This is a genomic window from Subtercola boreus (genome assembly GCF_003399635.1).
GTDB lineage: Bacteria > Actinomycetota > Actinomycetes > Actinomycetales > Microbacteriaceae > Subtercola > Subtercola boreus_B.
In genome coordinates this window covers 39,330-55,177 of record NZ_NBXB01000019.1, presented here as the reverse complement: position 1 = coordinate 55,177, position 15,848 = coordinate 39,330, and the positions used below count along the sequence as shown (strand labels likewise).

Sequence of the window (15,848 nt, the reverse complement as noted above, 5' to 3'; positions counted from 1 at the left end):
GCGAGCCGTGGCCAGCACCACCAGAAACCAGGTGGGCAGAACTGTTGGCCACACACGGGCACTTTTCATGGCCACCAGCGGGCACTTCCGCTGGCCACCCATGGGCACAAACCATTGGCCATTGACACTTGGGAGGCCGTTGGGGATCTTGAAACCAATCAGACCCCCCATCTTCTCCTCACTTGGGGGTCTGGGGGTGATCTTCCCCCAGGTATGTCCCGGAGCACACAGCTGTGGATCGACACGAGCTCGGCACCGTTCTCGCTCTTCATAATCGTGGGCTCTATCGACGATGGCGACCGCTATCTCTTCAAGAGAGGCACGCCATGATGAGCCCCAAATGCGCGGATCACCTGCACTTTGATAGGCAGAGGTCCTGTATCGGTCAACCAAAATTAGTGAGTTTGTCTCATGCCGCAGTAGGCTGAGCCGATGGAACCGGATGCGCACCTATCGGAGCGACGAAACCAGGCCGACAAATCGTCAATGACACATCGAGGCAGGCAGGTCAGCGCTCTACTCTTCCTTATCGTTTTGACCGTATTAGCAATTATGGTGATTGCCTCTAGTCCAAATCGTGCTGACCGTGAGGGACCCCGCGCTTCTCCGGGAAGTGGTCAAATCGAAGCCGATCAGCCCGGATGCGGGTTCGACTACAACCCTTGCGCGTCGACCATTCGTCTTGCAGTCGAAGCCTCGGACGGCAACGAGAAGAATATCTCCCTGCTCATCTTGGGCTGTGCCGTCGGGGGCTTGGCCATAACCCTGGCGCGGCCCAGGTCAGATCGGCGATCGACTGCCCGTAGCAAGCAAACAAGATGACAACGCGCGGGACTGACTTTGATTCGCTGCGATTAGCCAGGAGTGCCGCTGGCAGAAGACACTCCTTCAGCCAACTGTACGATCTTGCTGCGCGCCGCGTCAGAACCGTTCCGACACGGGCTCGACGTCGAGTTGTCGGCCTGACGTCGTTGCTTCTGGCCGCCTCACTCGTCCTCACGTCGTGTTCGATCTTTCCCGCACGAACCCCCGACGCCGCCGACGTGGTTGGACGGTGGGTGAACGACGATCAGAGCCATTCCCTCGCAAGTCTAGTTTTTCGGGGTGACGGAAGGTTCGAGGTGAACGGCATTCCGATCCAAGTATTTGAGAGCCCGTCAGACGAACATTGGAACGAGCGCCTTGACTGGACCGAGCTCGTGTCATTGGAGGGGTCGTGGCACGTGATCGACAATGGAAAATGGGAGACTCCTCAAATCTATTTCGAGACAGATGCGCGGCCTGGCCACCTCGCGTACGGCACCTTCCTGGACGTGACGGGCACGGTCGCCGACCCGAGACTCTCCTATATCTACGGTGATCCAGACAACGAGAACCGCTTTGTATTCCGAAGGTCCGATTAGGCGCATCTCAAGCAGTCTCTTCGCCGGCGGTGGTTGACCGCACCGTCCCATCGGCGCCGGGCGAGCATTTCATAGGGAGCGACCATCCTCTGCCAGACTCACACCGTGCCCAAACCCTCCCAAGGCTTCGCCGTCATCGACTTCGAGACGACGGGCCTCGCCCCCGAATATCACCACCGCGTCATCGAGATCGCCGTCGTGCATGTCGATCCGCACGGCGCCATCGAGGGCACCTGGCAGACGCTGGTCAATCCGATGCGCGATCTCGGCCCCACCCACATCCACGGAGTCAGAGGGGCGGATGCTCGCCAGGCCCCCCTCTTCGAACAGGTTGCGGCGCAGTTCGTCGAGCTGCTCGCGGGCCGAGTGCTCGTAGCCCACAACGCCTCTTTCGAGGCCCGCTTCCTTCGCGCCGAGCTGGCCCGCATCGACGCCGCCAGCCCCGTCGCGAACGACCACGCCCTCTGCACCATGCGGCTGGCTCGCGAGTTCCTCCCCGGCGCCGGGCGCTCTCTGGCCGACTGCTGCGCCGCCTACGACATCGAGCTCGTCAACGCGCACGAGGCCGCCGTCGATGCCTTCGCCACCGCTGAGCTACTGGCCCGCTACCTCGACGACAACCCCGGGCATCCACTCTGGAAACAGTACGAGTCACACGCGGCCAGGCACCTCTGGCCGACTCTCAGCGCTCCCCCAGCCCGCGCACCCTGGCACCCCCGCAGCCACGACACCGACGCCCCGAACGCCCGCTCATTCCTCGGCACGACGATGGCGCTCCTGCCCGCCGTCGACATCGACCCGCGGGCCAACCCCAGTCAGCAGGATTATCTTGCACTGCTCGACGAGGCACTCGCCGACGGATTCCTCTCGCTCAGCGAGGCCGACGCCCTGCACGACATGGCAGCCGCACTCGGCATCGACGCCTTCACCCGCGAGCGCCTCCACCAGCGTTACTTCGACGACCTGGTCACGGTCGCCTGGGCCGACGGCATCCTGACCGACGACGAGATCGCCGACATCGCGCAGGTCGCCCTGTTGCTCGACATCCCCGACAAGGCGGTGACGGATGCCCTGAACGAGCCCGCGCGCAAGACCGAACCCGCACCGCGGCAGCCCGACCACGTCGGCAAGCATTCCGGCTCGGCTGAGACTGACGTCATCCAGCTGGCGCCCGGCGATCTCGTCGTTCTGACCGGCGAGATGCCCGAACCTCGTTCGTACTACGAGGACAAACTCGCCGCAGCAGGACTCGTGCCATGGACGGCCGTCACGAAGAAGGTCAAGCTCGTCGTCGCGGCCGACCCCGACAGCCTTTCGGGCAAGGCCCGCAAGGCTCACGACTACGGCATCCCGATCGTCGGCATAGACCATCTGCTCGGGCTTCTCTAGATCGCGGAGGTGTCCGCGTGACAGCCACTCTCTGAACGAAGCGACGATCTGACCTTGGACACCCAACGCTCCAATGAATGTCGGTGGCAGCGAATACGTTTCGATCGTGTCGTCAGACGGCGGCCATCAGATCAAGGAGCGTCCATTGCTAGTAAACCCGTACTACTCGACCAACATCTCCGACCCGGACGTTCACCACAATCACAACGACTGCCCAAGCGGACAACAGATCCCCGCGGCGAACAAAGCTCCGGGCACAAATGGCTACAGGCTTTGTAAGACCTGCGCCTCGATGTAGTGGGGAGCGTTGCGGCCCGCTACATCCCGATAGGTGGGCCGCAATGTGACCAGAACCTCTGATAGACGACACGGCTGCGCGGGAGCAGCACTCTGATCGTGACGCTCGACGGTGACCGATTGACGGCTGCCACCCTCAGCGTGGCCACCGACGCCCTTCGCTCTGGCTGTTCACGTGGACCTCACAACGCAAGGTGGTCCACTGCGCACCTGAGAAGATGGCTTACATGGGGGAAAGCTTTGGGCCTGACCTGGTCGTCTCGATCATCGGCGCCGTGTTTGGTTCAGTCCTGACTGTGGCGATCGCGCTCGTCACCTACTTGGTTCAGCGGCGGCGCTCAGAGGGGCAGGCGTTGCAGTCCCTCATCAACGAGATCCACCACCGACGAGCGCTTATCGACCACGGGGAGCCCCGAACGGTTCCGGATGCTGCGGAGTCAGACGACTACCGTCGCTGCACCTCGAGCGTGATCAGCATTCGAGACGAGATCAGACGCACCCGTGATGCCGTGCGCCCTGGCTCCCTAGCTCCCTAGCTCCCTAGCTCCCTAGCTCAGCCGATGCTGTCACAGATGACGCGATCGTGCAACGGATATCTCGACGCCGCCGCAGCGCAGCCACCCCGATACTGGATCGAGCTGATGGTGCTTCGAGAACGGCTGTCGGATTCAATCACGACCATCTCATCGCAGAGGCACGGCGTGAAATTCGCTCAGCCCGGTGATGGCGCGTCCTAGCCTCAGACCTTCTTGTCTGGCTTTCGCTTCGATGTCGATCCGAGCGCCCGGCTTACGCTCAAAGCCGCACCCTTGACCGCGGCACCAGCGTTCTCAGCGGCGGCAGCCGCACGAGGCTAGAGACAGACCAGGCCAAACAGAACAGAAGCTACGAGCGGATCTCCGCGGCCCAACGAACGAAGCGCTTCCTGATTGCGTCAAGCTGTTCGGCGCTGACGCCATACCTCTCGACTCGTTCTGGACGGATGTGCGTCACCAGTTCCAGCTGGCTCGCGAACATCATCACGTCAAAGCCCGCGTCCCGCTCCGCGACGGCTGAGAGAAGCTGAGCATCAGTGAACCGCCCGCTGGAGCGAATCGCATCGACGTCGAGGTAGTCGCGCGCCTCGGCCCGCGAGTACAGGGCGCTCACCTTGTTGCCGACCGCGTCCTCAAGACTCAGCACCGGCCCGACGGCGAGAGCGACAGGATCGCGCTGACGCCAATCGACGGCGAGATCCATGTCGACGGAGTGACCGGTCGCGGTGGTGACGCGCAGTTGCGAAAACCGGGGTGCCCGACGCACACTTTCCACATTCAGGCCGACGAGCTCCAGTTCCAACGTCAACCCGTCGACTGCGTCATCGAACGATTCGGGATCGGGGTCGTTCGTGAAAAGGTCGACATCCTGCGTGTGCCGATTGGTGAAGCCGTGCTCCCTGATCGCACCGGAACCGGCCAGCGCAAACGCATGATCTCGCAGTGCGGTCAGCGCTAGCTGGGTGAGATCCCATTGCAGCTGGAGATCATCGCTCACGCCGCGGCCAGAATCGGGAACCGATTCTCCCAAAGCGCCTGGACACGAGCAGGAAGGAGCAGCTGAGGCCAGACCGAAACCAGCAGGCCGGAGTTCAGGATCTCGGCCTGATCCTTGACACGTCCCTCCCGGAGCACCGCCTGGTAAGCCTCAACGACGTCCGATTTGTTGTCGAGATCGAAGGTGTGCGCTGGCCCCCAGTAGACATTGATCGGCAGCACCATCTGCCCCTGTGACGGCCCGTGCAACTCGGCCAGCTCCTGAGGCGCGTCGTACGGCTTGATGTCACGGTAGAACACCCGTTCATCGATGACGACATGTGCCTGTTCGATCATGAGCCGATTCTAGTCCGCTGGCCGGCATTACCTGAGGCTCCCTCGGGACCGTCTTCGAGCGACGCCACCCACACCCACCACAGCTGACCGCCAGGACTGCCGGGTAGGCGTCGTCAAAGTCACCCCCGCCGCTACGACACTTGGCGCCCCGACGACGGCGCACGCCTGACGGTCGTCAGAGACCCTGTTGCGCCAGCAACTTCGGAATCTGTTCCCGAAAAGGAAAGAACCCGCGTGACGCGTGCGGCCACGCCAGAGTGTCCCACCGCCGCTGCAGCATCGTCAGCATGAGCCCCTCCGAAGCGACGACCGCCCGAAGAGAGTCGATCCGCTCACGCACCGGCCCGACCGGAGCGAACGGCATCACGATCGAATCCACCTTCTCTGAAGCCGCCCACTCGAGAACCGTCGAAGCGAACGTGTCGGCCAGAACGCGTGGCTGCTCGCGCGGCACCGGAGGCTGGGCTCGCCCCACCCCGTCGACGAGAGCCGACCGGGTGAACTCGCGCACGACCTCTGACGCACCCAGCGGCGACCGGTCGTCGGCTCGGGCGAAACCGGCAAAGGCCACAGGCACGGGCACCGGCCCCTGGCCGCTTGTACCGGCCAACGGATGCTCAGCCAGCAGACTCGGCCAATCCAGGTCTTCCTCGTGCAGAATCAACCCCCGCCGTCGCCCGCTGGGACTCGCTTCCGGCGGCGCGAGAGCCGAGCGCGCCGGCAGCGGATCCTCAACCAGAGCTCGTGCGGTCGTAGCCAGCCCCTCCGGCGAGAACCGGCCATCGGTGTACCGGGAGATGTTCGACTGCGACGCGAGATACGTCTTACCGACTGTCTGAAGCCCGGCCACCCATCGCCATGACAGCGTGTTCGATGCGGCATCCCCGTCGAGCAGATGTCGGTAGAAGAAGTCGGCGCCCAGCTGCCACGGCAGGCCCAGCGTGAAGATCCAGATGCTCGCGAACCACATGCGCGTGTGGTTGTGCAGGTAGCCGGTCCCGACGAGTTCGAGGGCCCAGGCATCCATCGCGTCGATTCCGCTGTGCCCGGTGACGGCATCACGATATGCAGCGCTCTCGGTCTCGCCGGATTGCACGAGTTCGTCGACATCACGGCGGTAGCGCATCCACACCTCGGGATTCTGCTCGAGCCAGCCCTTCCAGTAGGTGCGCCACATCACCTCCTGCACGAACTTCTCGCACGACGAGAGCCGGTGCTGCTCGAGCACGGCGGCAACGACCTCGCGCTCGGTCAGAAGCCGGTGCCGAATATAGGGCGAGAGCGACGAGACATTGTCGCGACCGGGCCCCATATCGACGTTCCGGGCGCGCGCATACTGCGACCCCGCGCGGGGAACGAAATCGGTGAGGGCTTCGAGTGCGGCCAAGCGGGTGGGGGTGAACACCTCTTCATTATGAGCATCGGCTCGTCTGAAAGCTCAGGCTGTTCGCGGGGAACGCGTCGGGGTAGGGCGTTCAGGCGTCTCGGCTGCGCTCTCGGGCTGCGGCGGCAATCGCATCCCGAGCCTGGAAGGTGAGGGACTCGCGCGAGTCAGTGAGCGTCACGCCGTCTTCACCCAAGACATCAAATGCAAGATCGACCAGTTCGTCTGCATCGCTGATCCCCAGCTCATTGATCAGCTTCGAGATATCGGCCGCGTCTTTGGCGCGGCCAGCAGCCAGCTTCATCGCAAGAAGAAACCGAGGCGAGGCCAACCGGATCCGCATTCCTCTGAGAGTGATCGATTGCGCGCCGACGTCGTCTTTGGGCGAGAACGACATGAAGCCAGAGGCGTGCGTGTTCAGCCAGTCGGTCGCTAGGCCACGTTCGACGGCCATAGTGTGCGCCTCCTCTAGGACTTCCTTCATAGGCTTGAACCAGCCGTCGACGTCTCCTGTCCGGCGGGAGGAACCCAGCCCGATCGCCATGGCGGTTCCCCCGATGATGTATGCCTCGGCGGTCACGCCCCGAGCGTCCAATCTCCGCCCCAGCTCGGTGAGCAGCTCCATCAGATCGTCCCTCGAGAAGAGAACCTGGTCGTCGATCACCGGATGCCGAGGCTCTTCTCGCGGATCAAAATTCCGCGCCCGAGAAACTCTGCCGGAGTCTCCGAACGCACAACCTCGCGCCAACCCGCCTCAGTGGACTGTTCGTATCCGACGAACCATTCCGACACCAGGGGCGGACGGTCTGTCCACGAGGGCGCATCCAGACCGCGTTTGTGAGAATCCCACATGACTACGGTCGCAAGAAATGTGTCCCACTCCGGTCGGCCTGTAGTCGGAGGCGATAATTGGAGTTCGGAGAGGCCGTCGTCTGAGGCCAACTGCAAGCGGCCGGCCATTTCCGTCATGACGCGAATGGCAACATCCGTGTTGCCCGCCTCGAGTTCGTTCCGGATGAGATCGGCCGAGCGCGTGGGTGTCAGTAGCCCCCTGGGGGCCCGGAGCTCTGAAACCGACATGGACCAATTCTACGGTGGACTCGTCCAAAATAGCCGGAAAACCCGGTCATGGTAGACGACTCCACCGACGCTCCTGCCCTCCATCGATAGCAATCCGCAGGCCAAGCCCCGACCCGCCAACGCCTTCACCAGCGCGTTCTCTGCTACGAGACGTACGAACTCGAGTCGAGCACCATCCGCACCATCCCTTTCGCAACCACCGCCGGCGCCGCCGTCTTATCCATCTGCGCCGTAGTGTTCGCCCCGTCGTAGAGCACCACCAGCTGGTCGGCGAGCACGCGAGGCGAGACAGCACCCGCCGCCACAGCCAGCGAAAAGAACAGCTCGTGGATCCACCCCCGGAACTTCCCCGCCGCCAGATCCTCCGGGCTACCGGGCAGCGCCTCCGCGGTGGCGTTCACGAACGCACACCCCCGAAAGTCGGGCGCGGCGAACAGCGTGCCGAGCTCGTCGAACACGGCCAGGATCTTCGCCCGCGGATCGTCGGCCGCATCCATTCCCCGCTGCACGACCTCCATCCACGCCTGGTGACGGTTGAAGAGGTACGTCTCGATCAGCTGGTCTTTGCCCCCGAAGATGCAATAGAGGGAGCCCTTCGCAACGCCCGCCTTCTCGATGACCCGGTCGATACCGACCGTGTGGATGCCTTCGTTGTAAAAGAGCTCATCGGATGCCGCCAGCAGGCGGTCGCGCGCCGACGGCTTCTTCGTTTCGGGAGTCACTGACGATCTGGCCATGATCGGTGATATCGAACAGATCTGTCCAAAGCCGTGCCCCGCTCGCCGCGTTCAGCCCCGGATGAGGTCGAACTCGTTGCCCTCGGGGTCGGCAAGCGTCGTCCACGACTCGAACGAAGCGCGCACGGTCGCACCCAACCCGACCACCCGCGCAAGCTCCGCATCGAACGCGGTCGTCACGAGGTCGAAGTGGATGCGGTTCTCCACCGTCTTCGCCTCGAGCACCCGATAGAATATCAGCGTCGGCCCACTCGACAGGTCGTCGCCCGGCGCGATGGATGCCGATTCACTGCTCGCCCCCGGGTTCACCGTGCGCTCGAGGAGGGCCGCCCAATGATTTATCATCAGTTTAGCGGGAGCCATGAGAACCACGCCAAGATGGATCCATGCCCGCACTCGCAGCCGCTCTCTCCTACAAGAGGCTGATCGATGAGAACCCGGCGCTGCAGATGCTCCGGAAAGACAATGTGGCCGTGATCGCAGCGGTGGTGGCCGAGCGCCTGGGGCAGCCGGGCACACGCGTACCGGCGGATGATCTTCACGAGCTGATCGACGCCGACCTGGAAGAGCTGAGGGATCACTTCGATCTGTCGAACCGGCGCGCGAAGGCGTACTGCGACGAGTGGCGGAACGCGGGCATCCTGATCCGGCGCCCTGCCACAGACGCGCGGGGTGAGACCTACGAACTCTCTGCGGCGGGGTTCGACGCGATTCGGCTCCTCAATCAGTTGCAGGCGCCTCGCAGCACGGTGACCGAGTCACGCCTCGTGAGCCTCGCGGCAACCCTGCAGCAGCTCGCGATCGACACCGACCCCGACTCGACCCGTCGCCTCGACGCGCTGGAACGGGAGAAGCGGCGGATCGACGAGGAGATCGAACGAATCCGGGGAGGCGACTTCACCGTGCTCGACACCCGGCGAGCCACCGAACGGGTCACCGATGTGCTTCTGCAGGCCCAAGCGCTGCCCGCCGACTTCGCCAGAGTGCGAGCGCTGTTCGGCGAGATCAACCGCGAGCTGCGGGAGAGCATCCTGAACACCGACGAGTCGCAGGGCGCGGTGCTCGACGATGTTTTCCGGGGCGTCGACCTCATCGAATCGTCAGACGAAGGGCGCACTTTCTCGGCCTTCTCCGCGCTCATCCGCGACCCCGAGCGCTCGGCGGCGTTCGAAGCTGACGTGTCGGCGATTCTGGGGCGAGAGTTCGCCGGCGAGCTGTCGGTGGAGGCGCGGCGCGGGCTCCGGGGGCTCATCCGGGAGATGAAGGACGGCAGTCGCGAGGTGCAGGGCATCCTCACCGAGTTCGCCAGGGGCCTGCGGCGGTACGTGCATTCGCAGGAGTTCCAACGCGATCGCGCTCTGAGAGGAATACTGCAGGAGGCCCTTGCTGCGGCTGTTGCGGCAAGCAAGCGGGTGAAGCCGTACGCCGAGATCGGTGGCGAACTCGAGCTGTCGGCGATGCGTTTCAGCAGTGTGGGCGAACTCAGCCCGTTCGACCCTTCCGACTTCGACACCGGTGCAGAGCTCGCCGACGATGTGCCCGGGGTCGTCGACTTCGCAGCTCTCGCGGCCGTGGCACGGGAGAGCGAGATCGACTTCACCGAGCTCGCGGCGAACGTCAACGAGACGCTCGCCGCGATGGGGCCGGTGAGCGTCGGCGCCCTGCTTGTGCGGCACCCCGCCAGCCAGGGTGTCGCGAGCGTCATCGGTCTTCTGTCGCTCGCCACGCAGCAGGGAGAACGGCGCGCCGGTGCCGTGGAAGAGGTTGTCTGGCACGGCCTCGACGGGGTCGAGCGCCGTGCCGAAATCGAGCTGCATCTGTTCACAGGAGAGGTTGCCGGATGACCGACGAACCACAGCGCGGACTCTGGGACGGTGACGCGGGCACTCTGCTCGAACCGTCCCGGCGGGCGCTGCTCGAGATTCTGAAGGGCCCCTATCTCACGGGGCGTCAGCAGCCCGGGCTGTGGTCTGCGCTCGTGGCTGACGAGCGCAGCATCCGTTCCCGGCTGAACGATCTGTTCCTCGAGCTCATGCGATGAATCTAGCCATGATCGGGTGAGACGGGTGAAGATCATCCGGATTTTCCCCCCCACCGTGAGCCGGGAAGGAGCAAGATGAGGGCATGACGATCGACGAGCTGTACCGGCAGCTGCACGAGCATCCGGAGCTCTCATTCGAAGAGACGTGCACGGCCGCGATTGCCGCAGCCGAATTGCGGGCGGCAGGGTTCGACGTCGTCGAGGGCGTCGGGATGACCGGAGTGGCCGGGGTTCTGCGGAACGGCGACGGGCCGACGGTGCTGCTGCGAGCCGACATGGATGCGCTACCGGTGGCGGAGCAGACCGGGCTCGGCTACGCGAGCGCCACACCCGGTGTCATGCACGCCTGCGGGCACGACGTACACGTCGCCTGCCTGATCGGCGCGGTGCGTGAGCTGTCCGCGACGAGAGCCGAGTGGAACGGAACCGCGGTGGCCGTGTTCCAGCCCGCGGAAGAGGTGGGCCACGGCGCGCGAGCGATGCTCGACGACGGGTTGTACGAGAAGGTTCCGACCCCGGATGTGGTGCTCGGCCAGCATGTCGGGCCCGCGCCGGCCGGGATGCTCGGCGCTCACCCTGGCGCGGCGTTCGCGTCGGCCGACAGCCTCGACATCACGGTGCACGGGCGAGGCGGGCACGGTTCGCGGCCCGAGACGACGATCGATCCAATCGTGATCGCTGCGGCAATCGTCGGAAGGCTGCAGACGATCGTGGCTCGCGAGATCGCGCCGCAGGATGTCGCGGTGGTGACGGTGGGGCAGATTCACGCGGGGTCGAAGAACAACATCATTCCCGAGAGCGCGACGCTCGGGCTGAGCATGCGGGCATACAGCGAGCAGGTGCGGCTGCGCATCCTGGACTCGATCGAGCGCATCGCGCGGGCCGAGGCCGCGGCAGCTGGGGCGCCTGAGCCGACGCTCGAGTTCGCGGAGTCGTTTCCGGTCACCGTCAACGAACGTGCCGCGACCGAACGAACGATGGGCGCCTTTCGCGCGGCGTTCAGTGACGAGGCTGTTCTCGACCCCGGCCAGGTCTCGGGGAGCGAAGACGTGGGCCTGCTGGCAACCGCCGCGGAAGTCCCGCTGGTCTACTGGATCCTCGGCGGCGCCAACACCCAGCAGTACCTCGCCGCTGCGAGCGCCGGCACTCTCGACCGCGACATTCCGTCGAACCACTCGCCGCATTTCGCACCCGAGCCGCAGCCGACGCTCGATCGCGGGGTCGCTGCACTGGTGACGGCTTCCCGGGAATGGCTGCGCTGAGACATCCTCGTAGCGACACTTCAGGCATGAACATCCGCAGAGCTCGAATGGCACTGGCCGTCACCGCGGCATTCGCGCTTGCGGCGCTGAGCGGATGCTCGAGCTCAGCATCCTCTTTCACCGGAAGCTGGGGCGAAGCCACCGCCGGTCAGCCATCGCTCACGATCTCGTCAGACGGGACCTTCTCGGGCACCGATGGCTGCAACTCGATGAAGGGTCAGGGCACGATCTCGGGCGACACCTTCACGTTCGGACCCTTCGCGTCGACGCTGGTGGCCTGCGAGGGGGTCACGCCGTGGCTCAACCTGGCCTCGACGGCCAAGGTCGACGCCAAGACTCTCGCTGTGTACCGCACGGGCGGCGACAGGATCGGCACGCTCGACAAGCAGTAGGCAGGAGACGAGCCCACTTCCGCTGTCGGAAGGGCAAGGGGCATCGGTGAGCGCAGCGGGCGGCGTGCTCTCGTATATTGGGAGTAATGAGCGAGAAACAGATATTCACGTCGGGCGAGCGATCCTTCGCATTTGCGGTTGAAGGGGCGGGCCCCGCACTCGTGCTCGTGGCCGACCAGGGATCCGACCTCGATGGCCTGGGAACGATCTCCCACCTGGTCTCCGCAGCAGACTTTCGCGTGGTGCGCATCGAGACCGACACGGCACAGGATGTCGTCGACGTGCTCGACAGTCTCGATATCGAACATGCGTGGATCGGTGGCCACGGCAGCGGCGGAGCCGTCGCCCGTACCGTCGCCATCGAGAACCACGATCGCGTGAACGGCGTGCTGCTGCTGGGTGTGACTGAGGGGGCGCCGGCGCTGGCTGAGGGCATTCCCGTGCTCGTCGTGCAGGCGAGCGACGACGACGCCACTCCCCCGTCCAACGGGACGGCCCTGCGCGATTCAGCTCCGGGACTGGTGAGCGTCGTCGACATCGAAGGCGGGGGTCACCGGTTCCCGGAGACGCGGGCCGGGGAGACCGCCTGGGCGATCGAGGACTACCTCGACTGGGACTGAGGTTGTCACGTTCTCGATAGCCAGGGAGGCGTTCGGACGGTAGGCCTCGTCGTCGCCGCTTGACGGTCAGGCGACCTTCGGAAGCCTGAGCGCGTACCGTTTCTCGAAGATGTCCGGGTGGCCGGCGATCATGAGCACAAAGCCCTCCTCAGGGAGGACGAGTTCCGCGAATCTGTAGCAGTGGTCTCCACGCGGGGTGACTGCGGCGGGTAGCACGCGCTCTCGCCGAAGTCGTTCGCGCCGGATAGCGTGGACGCATGACGCTGAAGTTCGAAGAGATCGTCGTGGACTGCCACGACTTCCGCACACTCGGCCACTGGTGGGAGGCCGCCCTGGGATGGAACGTGATCGACGAGAGCGAAGGGGAGCTGGAACTTCAGAACCCTGACGGGTCGAAGCCGACACTGCTGTTCCTGAATTCGCCCGACGAGAGACGGGGCAAGAATCGGCTGCACTTCGACTTCGTGCCGGATGACCAAGCGGCGGAGGTCGAGCGGCTGCTGTCGATGGGTGCCCAGCGCGTCGACATCGGGCAGGGCGATACGCCGTGGGTGGTTTTGGCCGACCCCGAGGGCAACGAGTTCTGCGTTCTGGCAGCGCGCAGCTGACGGGGATCAGGCACGTAGGATCGAGGCTCGCGAAACTGGCGCTGAAGATGCGGTGGCGCGGCTCGCTCATGAGTCCATTGTCGGGCAACGGGGGGCGAATCATCCACGACCCGACCGAAGTCGGCGTGCACGTGCAAGGCTACGCGCATGGACATTGCAGAATGGTGGCCGAAGCTGGCCGAGGATGCGCGTGCATGGCTGATGGCGAACAACGGCGATGCCCTGCCGTCGCACCTGGTGGAGCAGATCACCGCCGCCGGTGGGGTCGTCACCTCGGACGCGTGGTGGGTCGGGGAGAGCGGGCCGAACGGGTTCTTCCTCTCCGACCGCGCGACGGACTGGATCGAGGAGGCCGCCAACGGCGAGCATCCCTGATCTCGGCCGCCCGACAGCCTCGGCACGGGCGGGCATGCCCATGCAGAGCCCTGTAGCGACACGCTTGACCTCAAGCGCTTGAAGTCTGTTCTGATTGCAGCATGACACTTGTGACCATCCAGAATGCAGCGCAGCGCAGCAGGCTCAGCGAACCGACGCTCCGCTACTACGAAGAGGTCGGGCTGATCGGCCCGATCGCCCGCGACGAGCGGAGCGGTCACCGCCGCTACCGCGAGCGCGATCTCGACGACCTGCAAGTACTCGCCTGCCTCCGCGCGATGGGCGTCGGCATCGAGGACATGCGCACGTACCAGGCGAACCGCGCCAAGGGCCGTGAGGCCGCGGGCGAGCAGCGCGACATCCTGAACCGGCACGCCGTTCGCATCGAGCGCGAGATCGCGACGCTGAACGTGCACCTCCGCTACCTCGAAGCGAAGGCGGGGCTCTGGGATGCCCGTGACCGGGGTGACGCGGAGGCCGAGGCTGCGGCATCCGCGCGGGTGAACGCCATGCTCGGCGAGCTCGAAGCGGTGTTCGCATGAGCCGCGTGCTGGTGACCGGCGGCTCCGGGTACCTCGCGACGCGCCTCATCGCCGATCTGCTGCTGGGGGGCACCGAGGTACGGACGACGATCCGCACCCCCGGGAGCGAAGCGGGGCTGCGGGCGGCGCTCGCTCGGGCTGGAGCCGATGACGCCGGGCTCGAGATCGTGTATGCCAGCCTCACCGACGACGAGGGTTGGGCATCCGCCGCCCGCGGTATCGCCGACGTCTACCACCTGGCGTCGCCAATGGTGCTGGCGACGGTTCCCGACGAGGTGGTCATTCCGGCGCGCGACGGGGCGTTGCGGATGCTGCGTGCCGCACGCGACGCCGGTGCGCGCCGGGTCGTGCTGACGTCATCGTTCGCTGCGATCGGATACTCGCCGAAACCCGTGCGCGACTACGACGAAGACGACTGGACCGACCCGTCCACGCCCGGCCTCGCGCCGTACCCCCTGTCGAAGACGGTCGCCGAACGGGCCGCCTGGGACTTCGTTGAGCGGGAAGGCGGCGACACCTCCCTGGTCGTCGTCAACCCGACGTGGATCGCCGGACCCACGCTGACCGTCGACGCGCGCTCATCGCTGCAGTTCTTCACCGGGATGCTCAGCGGGGCTCTCGCGCGGGTGCCGCGGCAGCGCTTCGGCATCGCGGACGTACGGGATGTCGCCACCCTCCACATCGCGGCGATGAACACGCCGGGCGCGGCCGGCAGGCGCTACCTCGCCCTCGCGGATGGGCCGACGCGCACGTTCCTCGATGTGGCGAACGTTCTGCGCGAACGGCTCGGCGCGTTCGCGTCGCGGGTGCCGACCGAAGAGGTGCCGGGTGACGAGCCGGCGCCGCTGGTCATCCACAACGACCGCGCGAAGCGGGAGCTCGGCTTCCGCCCCCGCCCGGCCGAGGAGACGATCGTCGAGACCGCGGAGTCGCTCCGCGCCCTCGGCCTCGCCTGACGCCCACCCGCCCTGCCACCCGCGGCCGCCCAGCCGTCATCCGCCCTGCCACCCGCCCCGCCTCCGGCCGGCCGCGGCGGATCGACACGGGAGTTTTCGTCGCTCCGCAGCCGTATCACAGACCGGAACTCCCGAGCCGATGAGCATCGACCGCGAGCGGGGAACGGGAAGAGTGGCGGTGCTCGGCGGTTGCCGGCGGATAGCCTGAGCAGGTGCGCAAGTGGAGAGACGATCAACGACGGGACGACACGGCTGCGCGGCTGTCGCAGGCAGAAGTGACGCTCGGCGAGGTCAGGCGACGGTTGATCGGGGCGGATGTCGCTGAAGGGGCGGGCGACGTCGTGCTGGCACGGCGTCTGCGGGACGAGGCCCTCCGTCTCACCGCCGCAGCCGAATCGCCCGCTTCGCAGGCCGTGAGCACCGGGGCCGCGCTCGGCGGGGCGGGGCACGCCGGGGCCGAACGCGGCGGGGCGGGGGCGCCGACCGGGAACGGGAGAACGTCGGCCCTGCAGACCAGTGTGGACCGCGGTCATCGGCTCGCCAAGAGGCCGGCGCTGCGGCGGGATGACGTGAGGAAGTTGACGACCTCGCGCGACGAGGGCAAGCGTGTCACTGCGCTGGCGATCATCCAGAGGCGTCCGGAGCTCGGGAGTCTCGAGGTCCTGGTCGCGGCGATGACTGGCACGAAGAGTGCTTTCGAGCAGCACCAAGGGCTGCAAGCGGCTCTCGCCGCGGTCGACGCTGGCACCCTCGACGTCGACGAGCTCGCGGCGCTCAAACACGAGGTGCGCGGCCAGCTCGCGGCGGGGCGGATCGCCGGTGCGGAGCCGAGCAGCGTTGCAGAGCAGATCCTCGGGCCTGACCGGGCCTGAGCTACCACGCTCGGATGTGTCA

20 protein-coding genes are annotated in these 15,848 nt (G+C 65.7%); 13 read left to right on the top strand and 7 right to left on the bottom strand.

The window, feature by feature from the left end; genetic code table 11:
• Positions 1-1,121 precede the first annotated feature (1,121 nt).
• The 3 genes from B7R22_RS06615 (at position 1,122) to B7R22_RS06605 (ending at position 3,625) form a co-directional block, all read left to right on the top strand.
• Entirely contained in the window at positions 1,122-1,403 is a 282-nt protein-coding gene (locus B7R22_RS06615; RefSeq protein ID WP_116410981.1) for a hypothetical protein, read from the top strand.
• A 105-nt stretch (positions 1,404-1,508) separates the two neighbouring features.
• Positions 1,509-2,792, top strand: coding sequence for an exonuclease domain-containing protein (locus B7R22_RS06610; RefSeq protein ID WP_172582247.1), 1,284 nt, complete (start codon positions 1,509-1,511; stop codon positions 2,790-2,792).
• A gap of 524 nt (positions 2,793-3,316) precedes the next feature.
• Positions 3,317-3,625, top strand: coding sequence for a hypothetical protein (locus B7R22_RS06605; protein WP_116410979.1), 309 nt, complete (start codon positions 3,317-3,319; stop codon positions 3,623-3,625).
• Positions 3,626-3,974: 349 nt separating this feature from the next.
• On the opposite strand, the gene B7R22_RS06600 is transcribed toward B7R22_RS06605, so the two are convergent.
• The 7 genes from B7R22_RS06600 to B7R22_RS06570 form a co-directional block, all read right to left on the bottom strand.
• A complete protein-coding gene (locus tag B7R22_RS06600; RefSeq protein ID WP_253258922.1) occupies positions 3,975-4,622 on the bottom strand; it encodes a nucleotidyl transferase AbiEii/AbiGii toxin family protein in 648 nt (215 codons plus the stop codon).
• A complete protein-coding gene (locus B7R22_RS06595; RefSeq protein ID WP_116410978.1) occupies positions 4,619-4,957 on the bottom strand; it encodes a transcriptional regulator in 339 nt (112 codons plus the stop codon). The genes B7R22_RS06600 and B7R22_RS06595 overlap by 4 nt, the downstream gene beginning before the upstream one ends.
• A 175-nt stretch (positions 4,958-5,132) precedes the next feature.
• Positions 5,133-6,362, bottom strand: a complete 1,230-nt coding sequence (locus B7R22_RS06590) for an FAD-binding domain-containing protein (RefSeq protein WP_116410977.1) — start codon at positions 6,360-6,362, stop codon at positions 5,133-5,135.
• 70 nt (positions 6,363-6,432) lie between these two features.
• On the bottom strand, positions 6,433-7,005 hold the full coding sequence (locus B7R22_RS06585; RefSeq protein WP_116410976.1) for a DUF6036 family nucleotidyltransferase: 573 nt from the start codon (positions 7,003-7,005) through the stop codon (positions 6,433-6,435).
• Positions 7,002-7,421: a hypothetical protein gene (locus B7R22_RS06580; RefSeq protein ID WP_116410975.1), complete on the bottom strand. Its 420-nt coding sequence runs from the start codon at positions 7,419-7,421 to the stop codon at positions 7,002-7,004. The genes B7R22_RS06585 and B7R22_RS06580 overlap by 4 nt, the downstream gene beginning before the upstream one ends.
• A gap of 143 nt (positions 7,422-7,564) precedes the next feature.
• Positions 7,565-8,143 (bottom strand): TetR/AcrR family transcriptional regulator, encoded by a 579-nt coding sequence (locus B7R22_RS06575; protein WP_172582246.1) that lies wholly within the window; start codon positions 8,141-8,143, stop codon positions 7,565-7,567.
• Positions 8,144-8,209: 66 nt separating this feature from the next.
• The gene (locus B7R22_RS06570; protein WP_147305321.1) at positions 8,210-8,503 is read right to left on the bottom strand and encodes a VOC family protein; all 294 of its coding nucleotides are present in this window, start codon (positions 8,501-8,503) and stop codon (positions 8,210-8,212) included.
• Positions 8,504-8,544: 41 nt separating this feature from the next.
• Here B7R22_RS06570 and B7R22_RS06565 point away from each other — a divergent pair, with 41 nt between their 5' ends.
• From B7R22_RS06565 to B7R22_RS06520, 10 genes are all read left to right on the top strand, one after another.
• Complete coding sequence (locus B7R22_RS06565; protein ID WP_116410972.1) at positions 8,545-10,002, top strand: DUF3375 domain-containing protein; 1,458 nt, start codon at positions 8,545-8,547, stop codon at positions 10,000-10,002.
• Complete coding sequence (locus tag B7R22_RS06560) at positions 9,999-10,199, top strand: DUF4194 domain-containing protein (RefSeq protein ID WP_216363408.1); 201 nt, start codon at positions 9,999-10,001, stop codon at positions 10,197-10,199. Before B7R22_RS06565 ends, B7R22_RS06560 begins: the two co-directional genes overlap by 4 nt.
• Positions 10,200-10,282: 83 nt before the next feature.
• Positions 10,283-11,461, top strand: a complete 1,179-nt coding sequence (locus B7R22_RS06555; protein WP_116410971.1) for an amidohydrolase — start codon at positions 10,283-10,285, stop codon at positions 11,459-11,461.
• A gap of 26 nt (positions 11,462-11,487) precedes the next feature.
• Positions 11,488-11,853: an META domain-containing protein gene (locus B7R22_RS06550; RefSeq protein ID WP_253258921.1), complete on the top strand. Its 366-nt coding sequence runs from the start codon at positions 11,488-11,490 to the stop codon at positions 11,851-11,853.
• An 86-nt stretch (positions 11,854-11,939) separates the two neighbouring features.
• A complete protein-coding gene (locus B7R22_RS06545) occupies positions 11,940-12,473 on the top strand; it encodes an alpha/beta fold hydrolase (RefSeq protein ID WP_116410969.1) in 534 nt (177 codons plus the stop codon).
• 257 nt (positions 12,474-12,730) lie between these two features.
• On the top strand, positions 12,731-13,081 hold the full coding sequence (locus B7R22_RS06540; protein ID WP_116410968.1) for a VOC family protein: 351 nt from the start codon (positions 12,731-12,733) through the stop codon (positions 13,079-13,081).
• A 147-nt stretch (positions 13,082-13,228) separates the two neighbouring features.
• Positions 13,229-13,456, top strand: coding sequence for a hypothetical protein (locus B7R22_RS06535; protein WP_116410967.1), 228 nt, complete (start codon positions 13,229-13,231; stop codon positions 13,454-13,456).
• Positions 13,457-13,557: 101 nt separating this feature from the next.
• Positions 13,558-13,998, top strand: coding sequence for a MerR family transcriptional regulator (locus tag B7R22_RS06530; RefSeq protein WP_116410966.1), 441 nt, complete (start codon positions 13,558-13,560; stop codon positions 13,996-13,998).
• Positions 13,995-14,954, top strand: coding sequence for an NAD-dependent epimerase/dehydratase family protein (locus tag B7R22_RS06525; protein WP_116410965.1), 960 nt, complete (start codon positions 13,995-13,997; stop codon positions 14,952-14,954). The genes B7R22_RS06530 and B7R22_RS06525 overlap by 4 nt, the downstream gene beginning before the upstream one ends.
• Positions 14,955-15,166: 212 nt before the next feature.
• Positions 15,167-15,826 carry a hypothetical protein gene (locus tag B7R22_RS06520; RefSeq protein WP_116410964.1) on the top strand — a complete coding sequence of 220 codons (660 nt, stop codon included), beginning with the start codon at positions 15,167-15,169 and terminating at the stop codon, positions 15,824-15,826.
• Positions 15,827-15,848 lie beyond the last annotated feature (22 nt).